This window comes from Pseudomonas chlororaphis subsp. chlororaphis (assembly GCF_003945765.1).
Taxonomy (GTDB): domain Bacteria; phylum Pseudomonadota; class Gammaproteobacteria; order Pseudomonadales; family Pseudomonadaceae; genus Aquipseudomonas; species Aquipseudomonas chlororaphis.
Genome location: NZ_CP027712.1, coordinates 1,621,828 through 1,636,265 on the forward strand (window position 1 = coordinate 1,621,828; position 14,438 = coordinate 1,636,265).

Here is a 14,438-nt window from a genome sequence, read left to right on the forward strand (position 1 = left end):
GGCTGTTTTTATTCCCCCGCTTGTTCCCCCATCTGGATTTCGAAAAGCTGACTGAGGGGCCACTCGATTCACATCGAGCATACTTACCCTCCCGGTCAGCTCCAGCCCAATGAATCACGCGGTCAGCGTATGGTCGGCCTCCCCGAACCAGGTGCGCACCAGATCGGGGCTGGGGGTGCCAGCGTGGTCAAGCACCGCCACATCGACGAAGTGCTTGCCATTGTTGGCGCCATCGGGATCCACCTGCACCGTGATGTCGCTGTCGGACTGCGCCAGTTGGACAAAGTCGGCTACATGGCTGGTGCCGCTGACGAAGTTGGCGTTGAGCAGCGTGGAGAGGTCGACGGTGTCACCTTCGGCAAAGTTGTAGTCGAGGATATGGTCGCCGCCTTCATTCGCGTTGAGGTAGGCGAACACGTCGGCTCCCGCGCGGTCGCTGAGCGTGTCCGCGAGCATGCTGCCCACCAGTGTGCCGCTGAATTCGCCGTGGAAGCTGACTTGGGTGCCGGCTTCGCCACCGTCGGTGACCTGGAAGTCTTCCGCCGAGTAGTGCCCCAGCAGGTTCACCTCGGCTCGATGTGCGCCGTCGCCCACCGTCAGCAGGCCATCGGCGCCAGAGGCGTTGGCGGTGTAGCTGAGCTGGGTGTTGGCGCCAAAAGCGAGATAGCCGAACGTCAGCAAGTCATCGCTCTCGAGGCCGAGGATGCCGACCAGCGAGCCCGCTGCTTCAGCCTGGGCGATCACCAGCGAGCCCGCACCTTCGCCGTGAAAGGCGACGGAGGTGTGTGCGGCGCCAGCGAAGGTCAGGCTGGCATCGCCGTCGATGGTCGCGCTGCCATTGCCGGTCACGTCGGCCAGCAGGTGCAGGTCACCACCGTTGGCCCACAGATGGCCAGTGTTTTCGACCGTGCTGACCACCGTCATGCCGCCTGTGCCTGTGGACTCCAGTACACCGCTGTTGGTGATGGTGTGGCTGCCGGTGTCGAGCACCAGACTGTTCAAACCGCTGGCCAGGACCAGCCCCGCATTGGCCAGGATCATTTGCCCGGCGCCCAACTGGCCGGCGCCGGAAATGCGGTTGTCGACATTGGTCAGCACGGTGTTGGCGCTGCCGCCGAAAATCACGTTTTGCGCGTTGTCGGATAACAGCACCTGGCCGCCACCGGTCAAGGTTGCGCCACGGAACAGAATCTCAAGACGGGTCTCGTTGCCGGCGGAGCCGAGTTCGATGGTGCCGCTGTTATCGATGCTGCCACCGAACGGCATGATCGCGCCGTCGGCAATGGTGAGGGGCCCGGTGTTTTGGGTAAGCGGGTCCCTATCGAACTGGAAGTTCGCTTCGCTCAGGTCCGCTGCATCGACACCTCTCAAGGTGACCGTCTGGCCGGAGCCGATGCTGACCAGGGCATTACCGTTTACGTCGTTGCTGATGCTCAAGTCAGCGAAGGCGGTGACGCCTGTGAAGCCGATCAAGTCGATCTTGTCCGCCGTGACGTCGAAATTGTAGATCTGGTTGTTACCGATTGGCTGGGCGAAGACGAACGTGTCGGCACCGGACGAACCGGTCAGGTTATCATCAGCGGACAAGGCGAAGACCGGCGAGCCTGGGGCATAGACTTCGACGTTGTTGAACACGTAGGCGCTTGTGGTGCTGCCGTCACTGTTGCTCCAGTACATGTTGACATCAAGTACCAACGCACCTGCGAAGTCGCTTGGGGTTGTCACGGTCAAGGCGCCGGGATCGTTGGTCTGCAAGGTCCAGGTGCAGTCGCCATTGCCGTCGGTCGCCTGAACGTCCATAACGTAGGCGTTGTCGCCGTCGGTGCCACCGACATCCTGGGCATTCTTGTAATCGGGCGCCGAATTGAATGTCAGCGCTCCGCTCGAACTGATCGAGAATTTGCCGAATTCCGTCCCGGCCGTATTCAGGATCGAGTAGCCCAGCGTCTGCGTTGGTAGATCAGCATCGGTCGCCCCCACCGTCGTGACTGCCGTGGTGTTCTCCGCCATGTTGACCGAAGCCGTTGCACCACCATCGTTGGAGGTGATAATCGGCAAGTCATTGCTGCCGGCAATATGCACGTTGACCGAAGTGAGGGTGCCGTCGGCACTGCTCACCGTGAAGATATCGGTGTAGGTGGTGCCGGCGGCGAACTCGTTGTGGGCGGAGTCGACGACGTAGGTCCAGGCACCGTTGGTGCCGATGGAGAACTTGCCGTAGTTGCCGCTGGTGTCGGTTTGTGTCTGGAAGCTTTCCGGGCTGTCGATATCGCTGACGGTCAGGCTACCGCCGGTGGTCAGCGGAGCATTGGTTTCGCTCAGCGTGACACTGGCCGAGGACAGCACGGCGGCGTCGTTGGTACCGGTGACTGTCGCGGTCACCAGTTGGGTATCCACGCCACCCAAGCTATCGCTGACCTGTACGCTGAACACTTCGTCGTGACTTTCGCCCGCTTTGAGCGATTGCACCACACTGGCAACGCCATCGGTGCCGTTGGCCAGGGTGTAGGTCCATTGGCCGGTGCCGTCGACGGTAATTGAGCCATAGCTGCCAGTTGGCGAGCCATTGATGCTCCAGGTGGCCGTGGCAGCGTGATTGATCTCGGTCGAGCTGAACTGGCCGCTGTCCGTGCCGGCGCTGATTCGGCCCAATGAGCTGAAACCCTTATGCGGCAAGGGCTGGTTGGGTCATGCCGATGCTGGATACCTGCAAGTTGCAGCGTCAGTTGTTAAAAAAACGCCAGAGCAATTTTCTGGCGGGCTTTTTTCATACTGTCCGGACTTCAATGTCTAGGAGGCCTCCCTGAATAGGGCCGCCCTGTTCAGCGCTTTGAGAAACGTCTGATATTCGCCTCCAGGAGTTTTGCCTAGCCTGATCCGTATTCAATGAACGGGCCGCGGCATATTCAAGTGAGCAAGGAGGTGGATATGAATAGGCAGAATGCACAGGCCGGCACAACGCCGGAGACAGCAGGCTTCAACACCGGCGTAAGCATGGATGACGAGATGTTTCGCGCTATCCGGGTCGGCTCCGCCGTGTCGTTGCTAGAGGTGCTTGGCAGGCTCATGGACCTAGCTGGCGACAATGAACAAATCGCACGACGGCTCATCGACGACGTAAGGACCTACCAGATCAAAGACCTCGAGCTGTTGCGGACGTACTGCACACAAAACGATCGGCAGGCCATTGCCAGGCTGTGCCACAAGATGGCGGGTGCAGCTTGTGTATTGAAGTACCAGCCGCTGATTTCCAGCTGCCAGCAGCTGAGGGACGTCAGTCTCGCGGGGACCTGGCCGGTGCTGTTGGAAAGGGTGCAGTTGGTCGAGCAGGCGTTGCTCAACCTCAAGGACATCTGTCTTGTAGCCATACAGGATGATGGGCCAATCAATCTGAGAGAACTGCCTCGTGAGCGCTGATTCCTCTGCTGCTCTAAGGGAGTAGTACTCGATGTCCCGTCGCAAAACCGATAAGACGTCGATTCTGAAACGGACAGATGTCCATGCGCTGCTGGGTTTCGCAAGAGGCCTATATGATTCCTTTCTGCCTGGCTATTTCAATCAGGGCCAGAAGGTTGGTGGTGTTGAATTTCTTCAAGAGTCTGACTTTGTAAGTGCTGACCGTTTTATGACTGATAAGCAGAGTCGCTGCAATCTCCCTATTGTTAAGACCCTGTGCCAATAACCTTAATGTGGTGATTTCCCTGTTGGTCAGTTGGGAAGCGGCAATGCTTTGCATCTGGTTGGTGTGAATGCTTTCCTGCAACAGGAGCAGAGAACTTTCAGGAAAATAGGTATGCCCCGATAACAGTGCCTTTACTGCATCTCCGACCTCATCCAGCGCTTCGTCCTTGCAAATGAAGCCTGCGGCGCCTCCATGCAAACAACGTACAGCAAAATTTTTTGAGTCGCTGGAAGTCAATATTAGTGTTTTTACCAGGAAGTTATTTGCCTTGAAGTGAGTGAGTACCGATAACCCGTCCAGTTGCGGTAGATCGAGGTCAAGTATCACCAGATCCGGTTTGTGTGTGCGAACGACTTGAATGGCATCGACGCCATTGTCTGCCTCGGCGGCGATTTGGTGACCGTTACGTTCAAGTATGACTTTCAATGCAACCCTGACCAGGGGGTGGTCGTCGACTATTACTATGGATCCCATAGTGTGCTCTCTCTATATTGATTGTGCGTACAGGTTTTATATTTCTACTCTCTATATCAATTCTTCTCATTGAGGTTTGGCCTTTTGTCGGCGCTCACTGCGCAGGCCGGCGGGGTAGACTCCTTTCATTTTTTATTGAATAGCTAGTTAGCCTGGCTCAGGCTGCTGCGATGCGAACACTTGGCAGAGTTCAGCTAAACGCGTTGAAGAAGTACACAGTCTTGTCTCATAAGTAAAGGCGAAATCAATGGGCGGTTTATTAAGATATTTCTGATGGGTGCTTCGGCCGTCTCTCAATTCAAATTCGAAGGCTGATCGGTAAGCTATGGCTTCCTTTGGATGCCCTTCATGGGGTGCCAGGGGAGCTTGCTATTGTTGTCGACCAATCGACTTAGACTTTGAATGAGAGAGGCTTGGGCTGCTATGGGTGGCGTGATTTGGCCATGGCTGGACCATGAGGGCGATCAACTAGATTGCACTTCTTTTGCCGATCAACGTGAACAAGGAAATCACATGAAACGAACATCTTTACTATCCCTGGCAACTTCCAGCTTGATGCTTGCCGCACTTGTTCCTTCGTTATCTCATGCCACTGATGGCGTGGTTAACTTTTCTGGCAGCATCACTGACGTGACTTGTAATATCAACGGCAATGCGCCCGGTGAAAATAACATCACCAACGTGGAACTGGGACGGATCTCTCCTTCGGTCTTCAAGGCCATTGGCAATGCTTCTCCGTTCAAGAGCTTCCAGTTGGTGCTCTCCGGTGCGCAATGTACCGATGGAACCAAGGTTGTCGTTGATTTTGACCAGGTGGGCAACGTCGACGTGGCGACCGGGAACCTCAAGCTGATCGGTTCGGCGCCTGCAACCGGTGTGCAGATTCAGGTGTACAACGATGATGTCGCTGATGGCACGAAAGTCCCACTTGGTCAGTCGGAAACCACGCCACAGGTCGCCACTGTTGCCGGCAATACGGCAACCCTGAAGTTCAAGGCGAACTATGTTGCCACCGCGGCTAGCGTTGGCCCGGGTTCGGGTAACTCCTTCGTTCGATACACCCTGTCGTATAAGTAAAGGCCAACGCCCGAGGAGTGATTCATGACGCCGAAAGCGCGTATTTTTTCTTCTTTCGTTCTCGGCGTCATGTTCTTGAGCGCATGTTCTGGAACCGTACAGGCGTCGGTAGTCATCCAGGGTACTCGACTGGTTTATCCGTCGGATGCTCGTGAAGTTACTATAAAAATGAACAATACCGGTGCTTCTGCTTCATTGGCCCAAAGTTGGATCGATGATGGCGATTCAACTAAAGGTCCCGAGGAAATAAAGGTTCCATTTTTGTTGTCCCCTGCGGTGATCCGTCTGGATCCGGATAGTTCGGCTTCACTGCGTGTTTCCTATACGGGCGAAAAACTTGCAGAAGATCGGGAGTCCTTGTTCTGGCTCAATGTGCTGGAAACGCCTCCGCGCAAGGAAGTCGATGAAAATGTCTTGCAATTTACGTTCAGAACTCGAATCAAAGTGTTCTTTAGGCCCAAGAACTTGAAGTCGGATGTGGATTTGGTGGCGAACAAGCTCGATTGGAAATTCAAACAAGCCAGTCATCCGGATGAAAAAGGCAAAATTGAGCATCGCTTGGGGATTCAGGTAAGCAATCCGACGGCGTATTACGTTTCTTTCGGCAAGGTAGAAGTTGCTCTGGATGGGCGGCGGATTGCAGTTAAAGATGAAATGATCGCGCCTTTCAGTAGTGATTTTTTTCCATTACCCGAACAGCCTCCTCAGGCTTATCGAAAAGCCTCTGTTCATTACGAGGTCATTAATGACTTCGGTGGGCGGCGCGTACTTGAAAAACCGTTGTCCCTGTAACTTTTCTCACCCTGCAGTTTTGTCATTTCTATGACCTGGCTGCATGCCGGTATCGAATATGTTGAACGTCCAGCGTAGTTATCTGGTTGTTTTTGCTTGTGCGTTAGTTTCGTACGGTTTGAGCTCAGGTCGGTTTTTTCTATGTCTTGTTTCTACGGCGGCTATTGTCATGACGACTGAAACATGGGCTGAAACTTCCACTGCCGAGCCCGCGGGGCAGGGCGTGGTATTCGATTCGCAGATGTTGTTTCAGACCGAAGGTGCCCCCATCGATACCAGCCGTTTTGAGCGCCAGGGCTTTCTCATTCCGGGCAATTACCGCATCGACCTGCTGGTAAATGGTCAGTGGCGTGCCACGCAGAACATCGAGTTTCGCGACACGCATGGGCCGCAAGGCGGCCAGCCTTGTTATGAGCGTTCGTTGCTGGTCCGCGCCGGTATCGATCTGGACAAGGCGGCTTCGGCGCAACCTTCCGCAGAAAGCATGCCGGAGGGCGCCTATTGCGCCGACCTGGCTCGCTACATTCCGGGTCTCACCACGAAGATCGATCTCAAGGAGCTGACGATCGATCTTTCGGTTCCGCAATATTTCCTGCAGAAGAACCTGTCGAAAACCTATGTCGATCCGGCGAACTGGGATCATGGCGTTTCCGCGGGGCTGCTCAACTACAACACTAACCTGTTCAGCGTACAAAACAGCGGCCGCACCATGACCAATGGTTATGCCGGGCTGAACATGGGGCTCAATGTCGGCTCGGTGCGTTTACGGCATAACGGCACCTTGACCTGGTCGCCGCAAACGGGTGGCCATTATCAACGCGGGCAAGTTTATGCCCAGACCGCGCTACCGGCCTGGCGCTCGCAACTGCTGGTGGGGGAGAGCGCCACCGATGCCGATCTGTTCGACTCGGTATCGTTCCGCGGGGTACAGCTGTCCAGCGACGACCGGATGCTGCCCGACACCGAGCGCTTTTACGCGCCGGTGGTGCGCGGTACGGCCAGCTCGAACGCCAAGGTGTCGGTTTATCAGCGCGGTTATCTGATCTCCGAAACCTCGGTGGCGCCAGGGCCATTCGAGATCAGCGATCTGCAGGCCGCCAGCTTCGGTGGCGACCTGAGCGTCACCGTGACCGAGGCTAACGGGAAGAGCAGCAGCTTCATCGTGCCCTTTGCCACGACTGTTCAGTTACTGCGCCCTGGAAACTCCCGATATGGCTTCACCGCCGGCCAGATCATCGATCCAGGGCTGCGTGGCAATAACCAGTATGTGCTGCAAGGGACAGCCCAGCACGGTCTGGATAACGACATTACCGGATACATCGGCAGTGCTGTCACGGGCAGTTATATGTCGGTGCTGATGGGGAGTGCGCTCAATACCGATGTGGGGGGCTTTGCTTTCGATGTGACCCAGGCCAAAACCAACGTGCCCAGAAGGGGCCGTCTGAAGGGGACGAGCCTGCGTCTGTCCTATAGCAAGAACCTGCCCAATAGCGGTACCAACTTCTCGTTACTGGCTTATCGCTACTCGACCCGTGGTTATTTGGGACTGCATGACGCGGTCGCGTTGCAGGACTTCGTCGAGAGCGGCGAACGGGTGGAAGCCTTCTCCCGAATGCGTGACCGGCTGGATGTGAATATCAGTCAGCAGTTGAAGGCCACTGGCGGGCATCTCTATGCCAGTGGTTCGGCGCTCAATTACTGGAACAGACAAGGCAAGGCCCTGAGCTTTTCCACGGGTTACAGCAATCAGTGGCGGGGCAATAGCTATTCCTTCGCCGTACAGCGCACGCTGGGACAGAACCGGTATTCAGGGCGTCGGGCAGTCAGTAGCAATACGACCTTGAGTTTGACCCTTACGATCCCGCTGGGCCGTGAGACCCGGGGCGCAACGGTGCTCAACAACTTCGTCAGTCACGACCAGAGCACGGGAACTCATCTGACCAGCGGCGTTTCCGGGACAGTAGACGACGCGGGCAAAGCATCCTACGCCGTGTCCGTTTCCCGCGATGACAAGCAACGGGAAACCAGCCACAACGCCAGTCTCAATTATTCCTTGCCCCAGGTGGCCTTGAGTTCCAGTTTTTCCCAGGGCAGCGATTACCGCCAGGGCTCCATCGGCGCGTCCGGCGGCATGATCCTGCACCCCGGCGGCCTGACGTTTGCCCAGACCCTGAGCGAGACCAGCGGCCTGGTCTACGCGCCTCATGCCAAGGGCGCAGGTGTCGGCTACAGCGGCGCGCGGGTGAATGGCAGCGGTTACGCGGTGGTACCCAGCCTGACGCCTTTCCAGCTCAACACCGTGGATATCGACCCTCAGGGCATGCCCGACGACGTCGAGCTGCAGGTCAGTTCGCGCAACACCGCGCCGGTGGCGGGAGCCGTGGTGATGCTGTCTTACCCGACCCGCAAGGCGCGCTCTTTCCTGATCAACAGCCTGCAACCCAATGGCGCGCTCCTGCCGTTTGCCGCGATCGCGACCGACGCCGAGAGCGGAGTGGAAATGGGTGCGGTCGGCCAGGGCAGTCGCCTGGTGCTGCGCAGCGAAAAGGACCAGGGTTCGATCCGCGTCGAATGGGGTGATCAGCCTGGGCAGCAATGCCTGATCGACTACCGCTTGCCCAAACGCGATGCAGCGTCTGCCAAGGCGGCTGAGGCGAAGGGCTATGAGGTATTCGACCTGCCATGCCGCCCGCTACCTCCCGACACTGCCGGCGCGCCCGCTCAGGCGAGGAACGGCTGATGCGACAGGCAGGCGGCTTGTGCTGCCCCTCGGCCATGGCTCGGCGAATCTGTGGGGGCCTGATGGCGGCCTGGCTGCTGATGTCGCTTTGCGCCGACGTCCAGGCGGCGCTGGCCATTACCGGTACGCGCTTCATCTACCCGGGCAATACCCCGGCGTTGACGGTCAGGGTCGGCAACACCGGCGATGCGCCGATCCTCCTGCAAGCCTGGCTGGACCGGGGGGATACGCGCGCCGACCCGAGTCGTTTGACGGTGCCGTTCGTACTGTCGCCGCCTATTTCCCGGCTCGACCCGCAACAGCGCAGCGCTCTGGTGGTGCGTTACACCGGTGAGCCCTTGCCCGGCGATCGCGAGTCGGTGTTCTGGATCAACTTCCTCGAAGTGCCACCGGTGACGACCAGCGACAGCAATGTGCTGCGCCTGGCCTATCGCATGCGCATGAAGCTGCTGTACCGCCCTTCGGGCCTTGCCGGCAAGGCGGACGAGGCAATCGGGCAAGTGGTCTGGAGCCTCGACAAGGCACCCGGAGCGGACGGGCAGATGGCGTTGCTGGCCACCAGCCGGGCGCCTTACTACGTGTCCATCCCGCAGTTGGAACTGGGCAGCGGGGCTCAATCGATCAGTTGGCAGGGGATCACGCTCGAGCCTTTCGGCACGACACGTATCGCCCTGCCCGCAACAAAAAAGGCAGCCGTCGCCAATGCGACGGTCGTTCGTTACCAGGTGGCGATAGACAGCGGGGAGACGCTGAGTGGAAGTGCGCGGTTACAACAGTAGTTTTGCGATGGACAGATTCGCGGCGAGTGCGTCGTCATGCGGTTGCGGTCGAGCGCCCGAGGGCGCGCGACCGGTGGGCATGAGTCTGGGGCGGCGTGGGTCGTGTTTCGTGCTGGCGGCGCTGCTGCCCCTGGCGGTGCCCGATATCGCTCTGGCCTTGCAGGTGCCTAACGCCGGTCAGGCGATGCGTGACATCGAGTCGGTCCAGCCGGTCCAGCCAGTCCCTTCGGAGCTGGAGTTGGATCTGCCCAAGGCCGATACACCCGCCGCGCCGGCAGCCCCGGACACCTCCGGGATCCGGGTGCAGGTCCAGGCGTTTGCCATCGAGGGCAACCAGGTGTTCACCACCGAGCGCCTGCGGCCGCTGCTGGCCGACCTGCAGGGCCAGGAACTGGACCTGAACGGTTTGCGCGCAGCCGCGCAGCGTATTACCGACTACTACCAGAAGCGGGGTTATGTACTGGCCCGCGCTTTCCTGCCGCCCCAGGACATTGAAAACGGCCTAGTGCGGATCGCCGTGGTGGAGGGGCGTTACGGACGCATCGAAGTGCAGAACCGTTCGCGCGCCCTGGATCAGGTGGTGCATGCGCCACTGTCGTCGCTGAACAGCGGCGAGGCGGTATACGACGCGGACCTGGAGCGCAGCCTCTTGCTGTTGAGCGACCTGCCCGGGGTCCAGGCCCGCGGCACCTTGCGCCCTGGCCAGGAGTACGGGACCACCGACCTGGTGATCGATACCGAGCCCGGGCCGCTGCTGAACGGCACCCTGGAGGCGGACAACTTCGGTGGCTACTACACCGGTGAATACCGCCTGGGCGGCAGCCTCAACCTCAACAACCCCTTGCGCCTCGGCGACCAGCTCAGCCTGCGGGCGATGCGCAGCGACGAGTCGCAGCGTTATTACCGTGCGGCCTACCAGTTACCGGTCGGTCCCTGGTCGACTCGCGTCGGCGGTGCGTACTCGCAAATGAGCTACCACGTGGGCCGGGACTTCGAGGTCCTCGACTACCACGGTACTGCCAGCTTCCGCAGTCTCTTCGTCGCCCAGCCACTGGTGCGCAGCCGGACCTTCGACCTCACTGCGCAACTGCAATACGAAGACAAGCGACTGCGCGACGATATCGACCTCTACGAGGACAGCAACCGCAAACGGATCGGCCTGTGGACCCTGAGTCTCAGTGGCAACGGCCAGGATCATGTTTTCGGGGGAGGCCAGAACTTCTTCGATCTGTCCTACGGCAGCGGACGCCTGCGTTTCGGCGACCGCGAGAAAGAGGTCGGGGACAGGCGTACCGCGGGCACTTCGGGCGGGTTCGCCAAGCTCAATCTCAACGCTGCACGCCTGCAGCGCCTGAGCGACCGCTTCCAGCTCTATACCCGGCTGAGTGCGCAATGGACCAACAGCAACCTGGACAGCTCGGAAAAGCTCGGCCTTGGCGGTCCCTACGGTGTGCGTGGCTATCCATTGGGCGCCGGCAGTGGCGACCAGGGCTGGCAGGCCAGTACCGAATTGCGCTACGCCCTGGCTCCACGCTGGCAGCTCAGTGCTTTCGCCGACACGGGCACGGTCAAGGTCAACCGCCAACCCTGGACCTCCGAAAACAATACCCGCCGGATCACGGCGACCGGTATCGGTGCCAGCTGGGCGGGGCCTTCGCAGCAAGTCAACCTGACGCTCGCCTGGCCGCTGCATGACAACGGCAAGACCCGGGACAAGCCGGAGCGCCGCCCCCAGGTCTGGATGAACGCGACGCAATATTTCTAGTACCTGCTCGTAGCAGGAGTAGTGTCGTTCTGCAAATGGTTTGCAGAACGTTCTTTAGTGAAGAGGGCGTTACCGTGAACAAAATGTATGCACTGGTTTGGAACCAGGCCTTGGCATGCTGGAATGTGGCTCATGAAGGGGCACGTCGCCGGCGCAAGTCGGGTGCACGCAAGGGGATGGTCGTGGCGGCTGTCAGCCTGCTGGGAGCGGGCGCCATGTCCTCGGCATTCGCCCTGCCGACGGGGGGAACCGTGGTGCACGGTACGGGCGATATTCTGGTCTTCGACAATAACAAGGAAATGTCGATCAACCAGCATACCGACAAGCTGATCACCAACTGGAACGACTTCAGCGTCGCAAAGGGCGAGAGGGTTACCTTCAACCAGCCTGGTAAAAGCTCGGTTGCGCTGAACCGCGTCATCGGAACCAATGCCAGTAACATCCAGGGCCGGATCAATGCCAATGGCCAGGTGTTTCTGGTCAACCCCAACGGCGTAGTGTTCGGCCAGGGCGCGCAGGTCAACGTGGGTGGTCTGGTGGCTTCGACCCGAAGCATCAGCGACGATGACTTCAAGGCCGGCAAATACAATTTCTCGGGCAACTCGTCGGCGGAGATCATCAACAACGGCGACATCATTGCCGACCAGGGCGGCAACGTGGCGCTGCTGGGGACCAACGTTCGCAACGATGGGGTGATCCAGGCGCAAATGGGCCGGGTGGTGCTGGGTGCGGGGGACAAGTTCACCGTGAACTTCGACGGCAACAACCTGCTCAACCTGCAAGTCGATGGCGCCGCAGTGGATGCCCTGGTGAAAAACGGTGGCCTGCTCAAGGCTGACGGCGGCCAGGTGCTGATGACCGCCAAGAGTGCTGGCGACATGTTGCGGACCGTGGTCAACAACCAGGGCACCATCGAGGCCAATACCCTGCGTGGCACAGCCGGCAAGATCACCCTCGATGGCGGCGATATGGGCAAGGTGCTGGTGGGCGGGGCGATGACCGCCAGTGCCATCGGCACCGTGGGTAACGGCGGTGTGATCGAGACCAAAGGCGCGAATACCGAGGTGCAACTGGCGACCCGGGTCAATACCCAGGCCAGCAACGGCCAGACCGGCAGCTGGAAGATCACCTCGCGCGAGGTCAAGGTCAATCCGACAGCGGCATCGGGCAGCGACACCGCCTACGCCGATACCTTGTCGAACAACCTGGCGACCACCAACATCGAACTGGCCAGCAGTGCCGGCGATGTGGTGGTGGGTGGTCCCGTCACCTGGAACAGTGGCAATCAGCTGAAGCTGTCTTCCAAGCGCGACATCGAGGTCAATGGCGGACTGGCCAGCACCGGTATTAAGGCCCGGGTCGAGATGAATGCCGATAAAGCCATCCGGCTCAACGGCAACGTGACCCTCAGTGGGGCCAATGCCAGCCTTGGGATGAACCATGGCAGCGGCTATGCCCTGGGGCAGGACGCGAAGGTCACTCTGTCCGGTACCGGGGCCTCGTTCGATTCGAACGGCGCGCTTTACGATGTCATTCAAAACACCGCCCAGTTGCAGGCGGTCAATAACAACCTCAATGGCTTGTATGTCCTGGGGACCGACATCAAGGGTTACGGCAACTTCAAGTCCATTGGTGGCAATGGCACCTTCTCTGGCGTCTTCGATGGCCTGGGCAATACTGTCAGCGGTTTCACGGTGACCAATACCGGGCCTATGGTTGGTCTGTTCGCCGGCAACTCGGGCAGTATCAGTAACCTGAAACTGGCCAACATGACCGTCAATGGCACTACCTCCGGAGTGGGCTTCAGCTATATCGGCGGCCTGGTGGGGGTGAACACCGGGACCCTGACCAACATCAGCGCCACTGGCCTGCGCGTCAACGCCAACGCCTCGAACACCAACGTCGTGGGTGGTTTGGTCGGGCTCAATGCAGGCGGTGCGATCGATCGCGCATCGGTGGGGGGCAACTCCTACGTGAATGGCAACAGCTATACCACGTCGGTGGGTGGCCTGGTCGGTGAAAACGTTTCAGGGGGTGCGGGTTCCGCGAGCATTACCAACAGTTTGGCGAATGTCGCCATTGGCGGGTACCTGGCGCGCAACTTCGCTGGTGGTGCGGGCGGCCTGGTCGGTACCAACAGGGGCGGTTATATCGCCGACTCTTCCAGCAGCGGTTCAGTCGGTACCTACTCGTGCAGTTATGTGGGCACGAATATAGGTGGGCTGATCGGTTACAACCAGGCAGGCACGGTCGAGCGGTCCAGCTCCTCGGCAACGGTGCAGGGTCACAGCGCCAGCAACATTGGCGGCCTGATCGGGTTCAACACCAACAGTGCGGTCAGGGAGTCCAGCTTCAGCGGTAAGGTCAACGGTTACGGCAGTGCCTCGGCAGGCGGGCTGATCGGTTACAACCAGAACAGCACGCTGAACGACGTCAAGACCAGCGGTACGGTCTACGACACTTCGGGCACCAATGTCGGTGGCCTGGTCGGCCAGAACTTCTACGGCAAAATAGACACCGCCGAGGCCTTGGCCAATGTCACCGCGGGCGCCAACAGCAATACCGGCGGGCTGATCGGCAGCAACTACGGCGGTACCGTCAGCCACGTCGTGGCTCGCGGCAAGGTCGTGGCAGGCAGCAACAGCAATGTTGGCGGGCTAATCGGCAACAACGACGGTGACCTGAGTTCGGTCGAAGCCAGTGGTGAAGTCCGGGCCGGGAGCAACAGCTTCGTGGGTGGCCTGGTGGGTACCAACGGTCGCACCCTGGGCTCGACTATCGAAACCGCTACGGCCAAGGGCACTGTCTACGGTGATCGGGACAGTAACATCGGTGGGTTGGTGGGGCAGAATCATGGCCAGATCTCCAACTCCCTGGCCCTGGGCTCGGTGAGCGGCGGTTACTACACGAGGCTCGGCGGCCTGGTGGGGCTGAATATGGGCAAAGTTCGTCAATCGGTGGCCAGTGGCAAGATCAACGCCAATTACCCGAGCTACCAGACTTACGGCGGCCTGGTCGGCGTCAACTATGGCGAGATGAAATACAACTCGGCACTGGGCGAAGCTGCCCAGGTACCGCTTTCCGGCATGAACCTGGGAATCATCCAGTAACCCTCGGCACCACCCGTTG

General features: G+C 59.3%; 9 protein-coding genes. 7 read left to right on the forward strand and 2 right to left on the reverse strand.

What is annotated here, in order from left to right; all coding sequences use genetic code 11:
- Window positions 1-114: 114 nt before the first annotated feature.
- Complete coding sequence (locus tag C4K27_RS07455; RefSeq protein ID WP_238437525.1) at window positions 115-2,652, reverse strand: VCBS domain-containing protein; 2,538 nt, start codon at window positions 2,650-2,652, stop codon at window positions 115-117.
- Window positions 2,653-2,928: 276 nt separating this feature from the next.
- On the opposite strand from C4K27_RS07455, the gene C4K27_RS07460 reads away from it, so the two are divergent.
- Window positions 2,929-3,417 (forward strand): Hpt domain-containing protein, encoded by a 489-nt coding sequence (locus C4K27_RS07460; RefSeq protein ID WP_053260054.1) that lies wholly within the window; start codon window positions 2,929-2,931, stop codon window positions 3,415-3,417.
- A gap of 109 nt (window positions 3,418-3,526) precedes the next feature.
- Here the strand turns inward: C4K27_RS07460 and C4K27_RS07465 are convergent, their stop codons facing one another.
- Entirely contained in the window at window positions 3,527-4,156 is a 630-nt protein-coding gene (locus C4K27_RS07465) for a response regulator transcription factor (RefSeq protein WP_053259993.1), read from the reverse strand.
- A 513-nt stretch (window positions 4,157-4,669) separates the two neighbouring features.
- Here C4K27_RS07465 and C4K27_RS07470 point away from each other — a divergent pair.
- The 6 genes from C4K27_RS07470 (at window position 4,670) to C4K27_RS07495 (ending at window position 14,419) form a co-directional block, all read left to right on the forward strand.
- The gene (locus C4K27_RS07470) at window positions 4,670-5,233 is read left to right on the forward strand and encodes a fimbrial protein (RefSeq protein WP_053259994.1); all 564 of its coding nucleotides are present in this window, start codon (window positions 4,670-4,672) and stop codon (window positions 5,231-5,233) included.
- A gap of 24 nt (window positions 5,234-5,257) precedes the next feature.
- Window positions 5,258-6,025 carry a fimbrial biogenesis chaperone gene (locus C4K27_RS07475; RefSeq protein WP_081002226.1) on the forward strand — a complete coding sequence of 256 codons (768 nt, stop codon included), beginning with the start codon at window positions 5,258-5,260 and terminating at the stop codon, window positions 6,023-6,025.
- 169 nt (window positions 6,026-6,194) lie between these two features.
- Complete coding sequence (locus C4K27_RS07480) at window positions 6,195-8,765, forward strand: fimbria/pilus outer membrane usher protein (RefSeq protein WP_053259996.1); 2,571 nt, start codon at window positions 6,195-6,197, stop codon at window positions 8,763-8,765.
- Entirely contained in the window at window positions 8,765-9,544 is a 780-nt protein-coding gene (locus C4K27_RS07485) for a fimbrial biogenesis chaperone (RefSeq protein ID WP_053259997.1), read from the forward strand. The genes C4K27_RS07480 and C4K27_RS07485 overlap by 1 nt, the downstream gene beginning before the upstream one ends.
- 79 nt (window positions 9,545-9,623) lie before the next feature.
- Window positions 9,624-11,309, forward strand: coding sequence for a ShlB/FhaC/HecB family hemolysin secretion/activation protein (locus C4K27_RS07490; protein WP_053259998.1), 1,686 nt, complete (start codon window positions 9,624-9,626; stop codon window positions 11,307-11,309).
- A gap of 74 nt (window positions 11,310-11,383) precedes the next feature.
- Window positions 11,384-14,419 (forward strand): two-partner secretion domain-containing protein, encoded by a 3,036-nt coding sequence (locus C4K27_RS07495; RefSeq protein ID WP_053259999.1) that lies wholly within the window; start codon window positions 11,384-11,386, stop codon window positions 14,417-14,419.
- The last annotated feature ends 19 nt before the right edge of the window (window positions 14,420-14,438 follow it).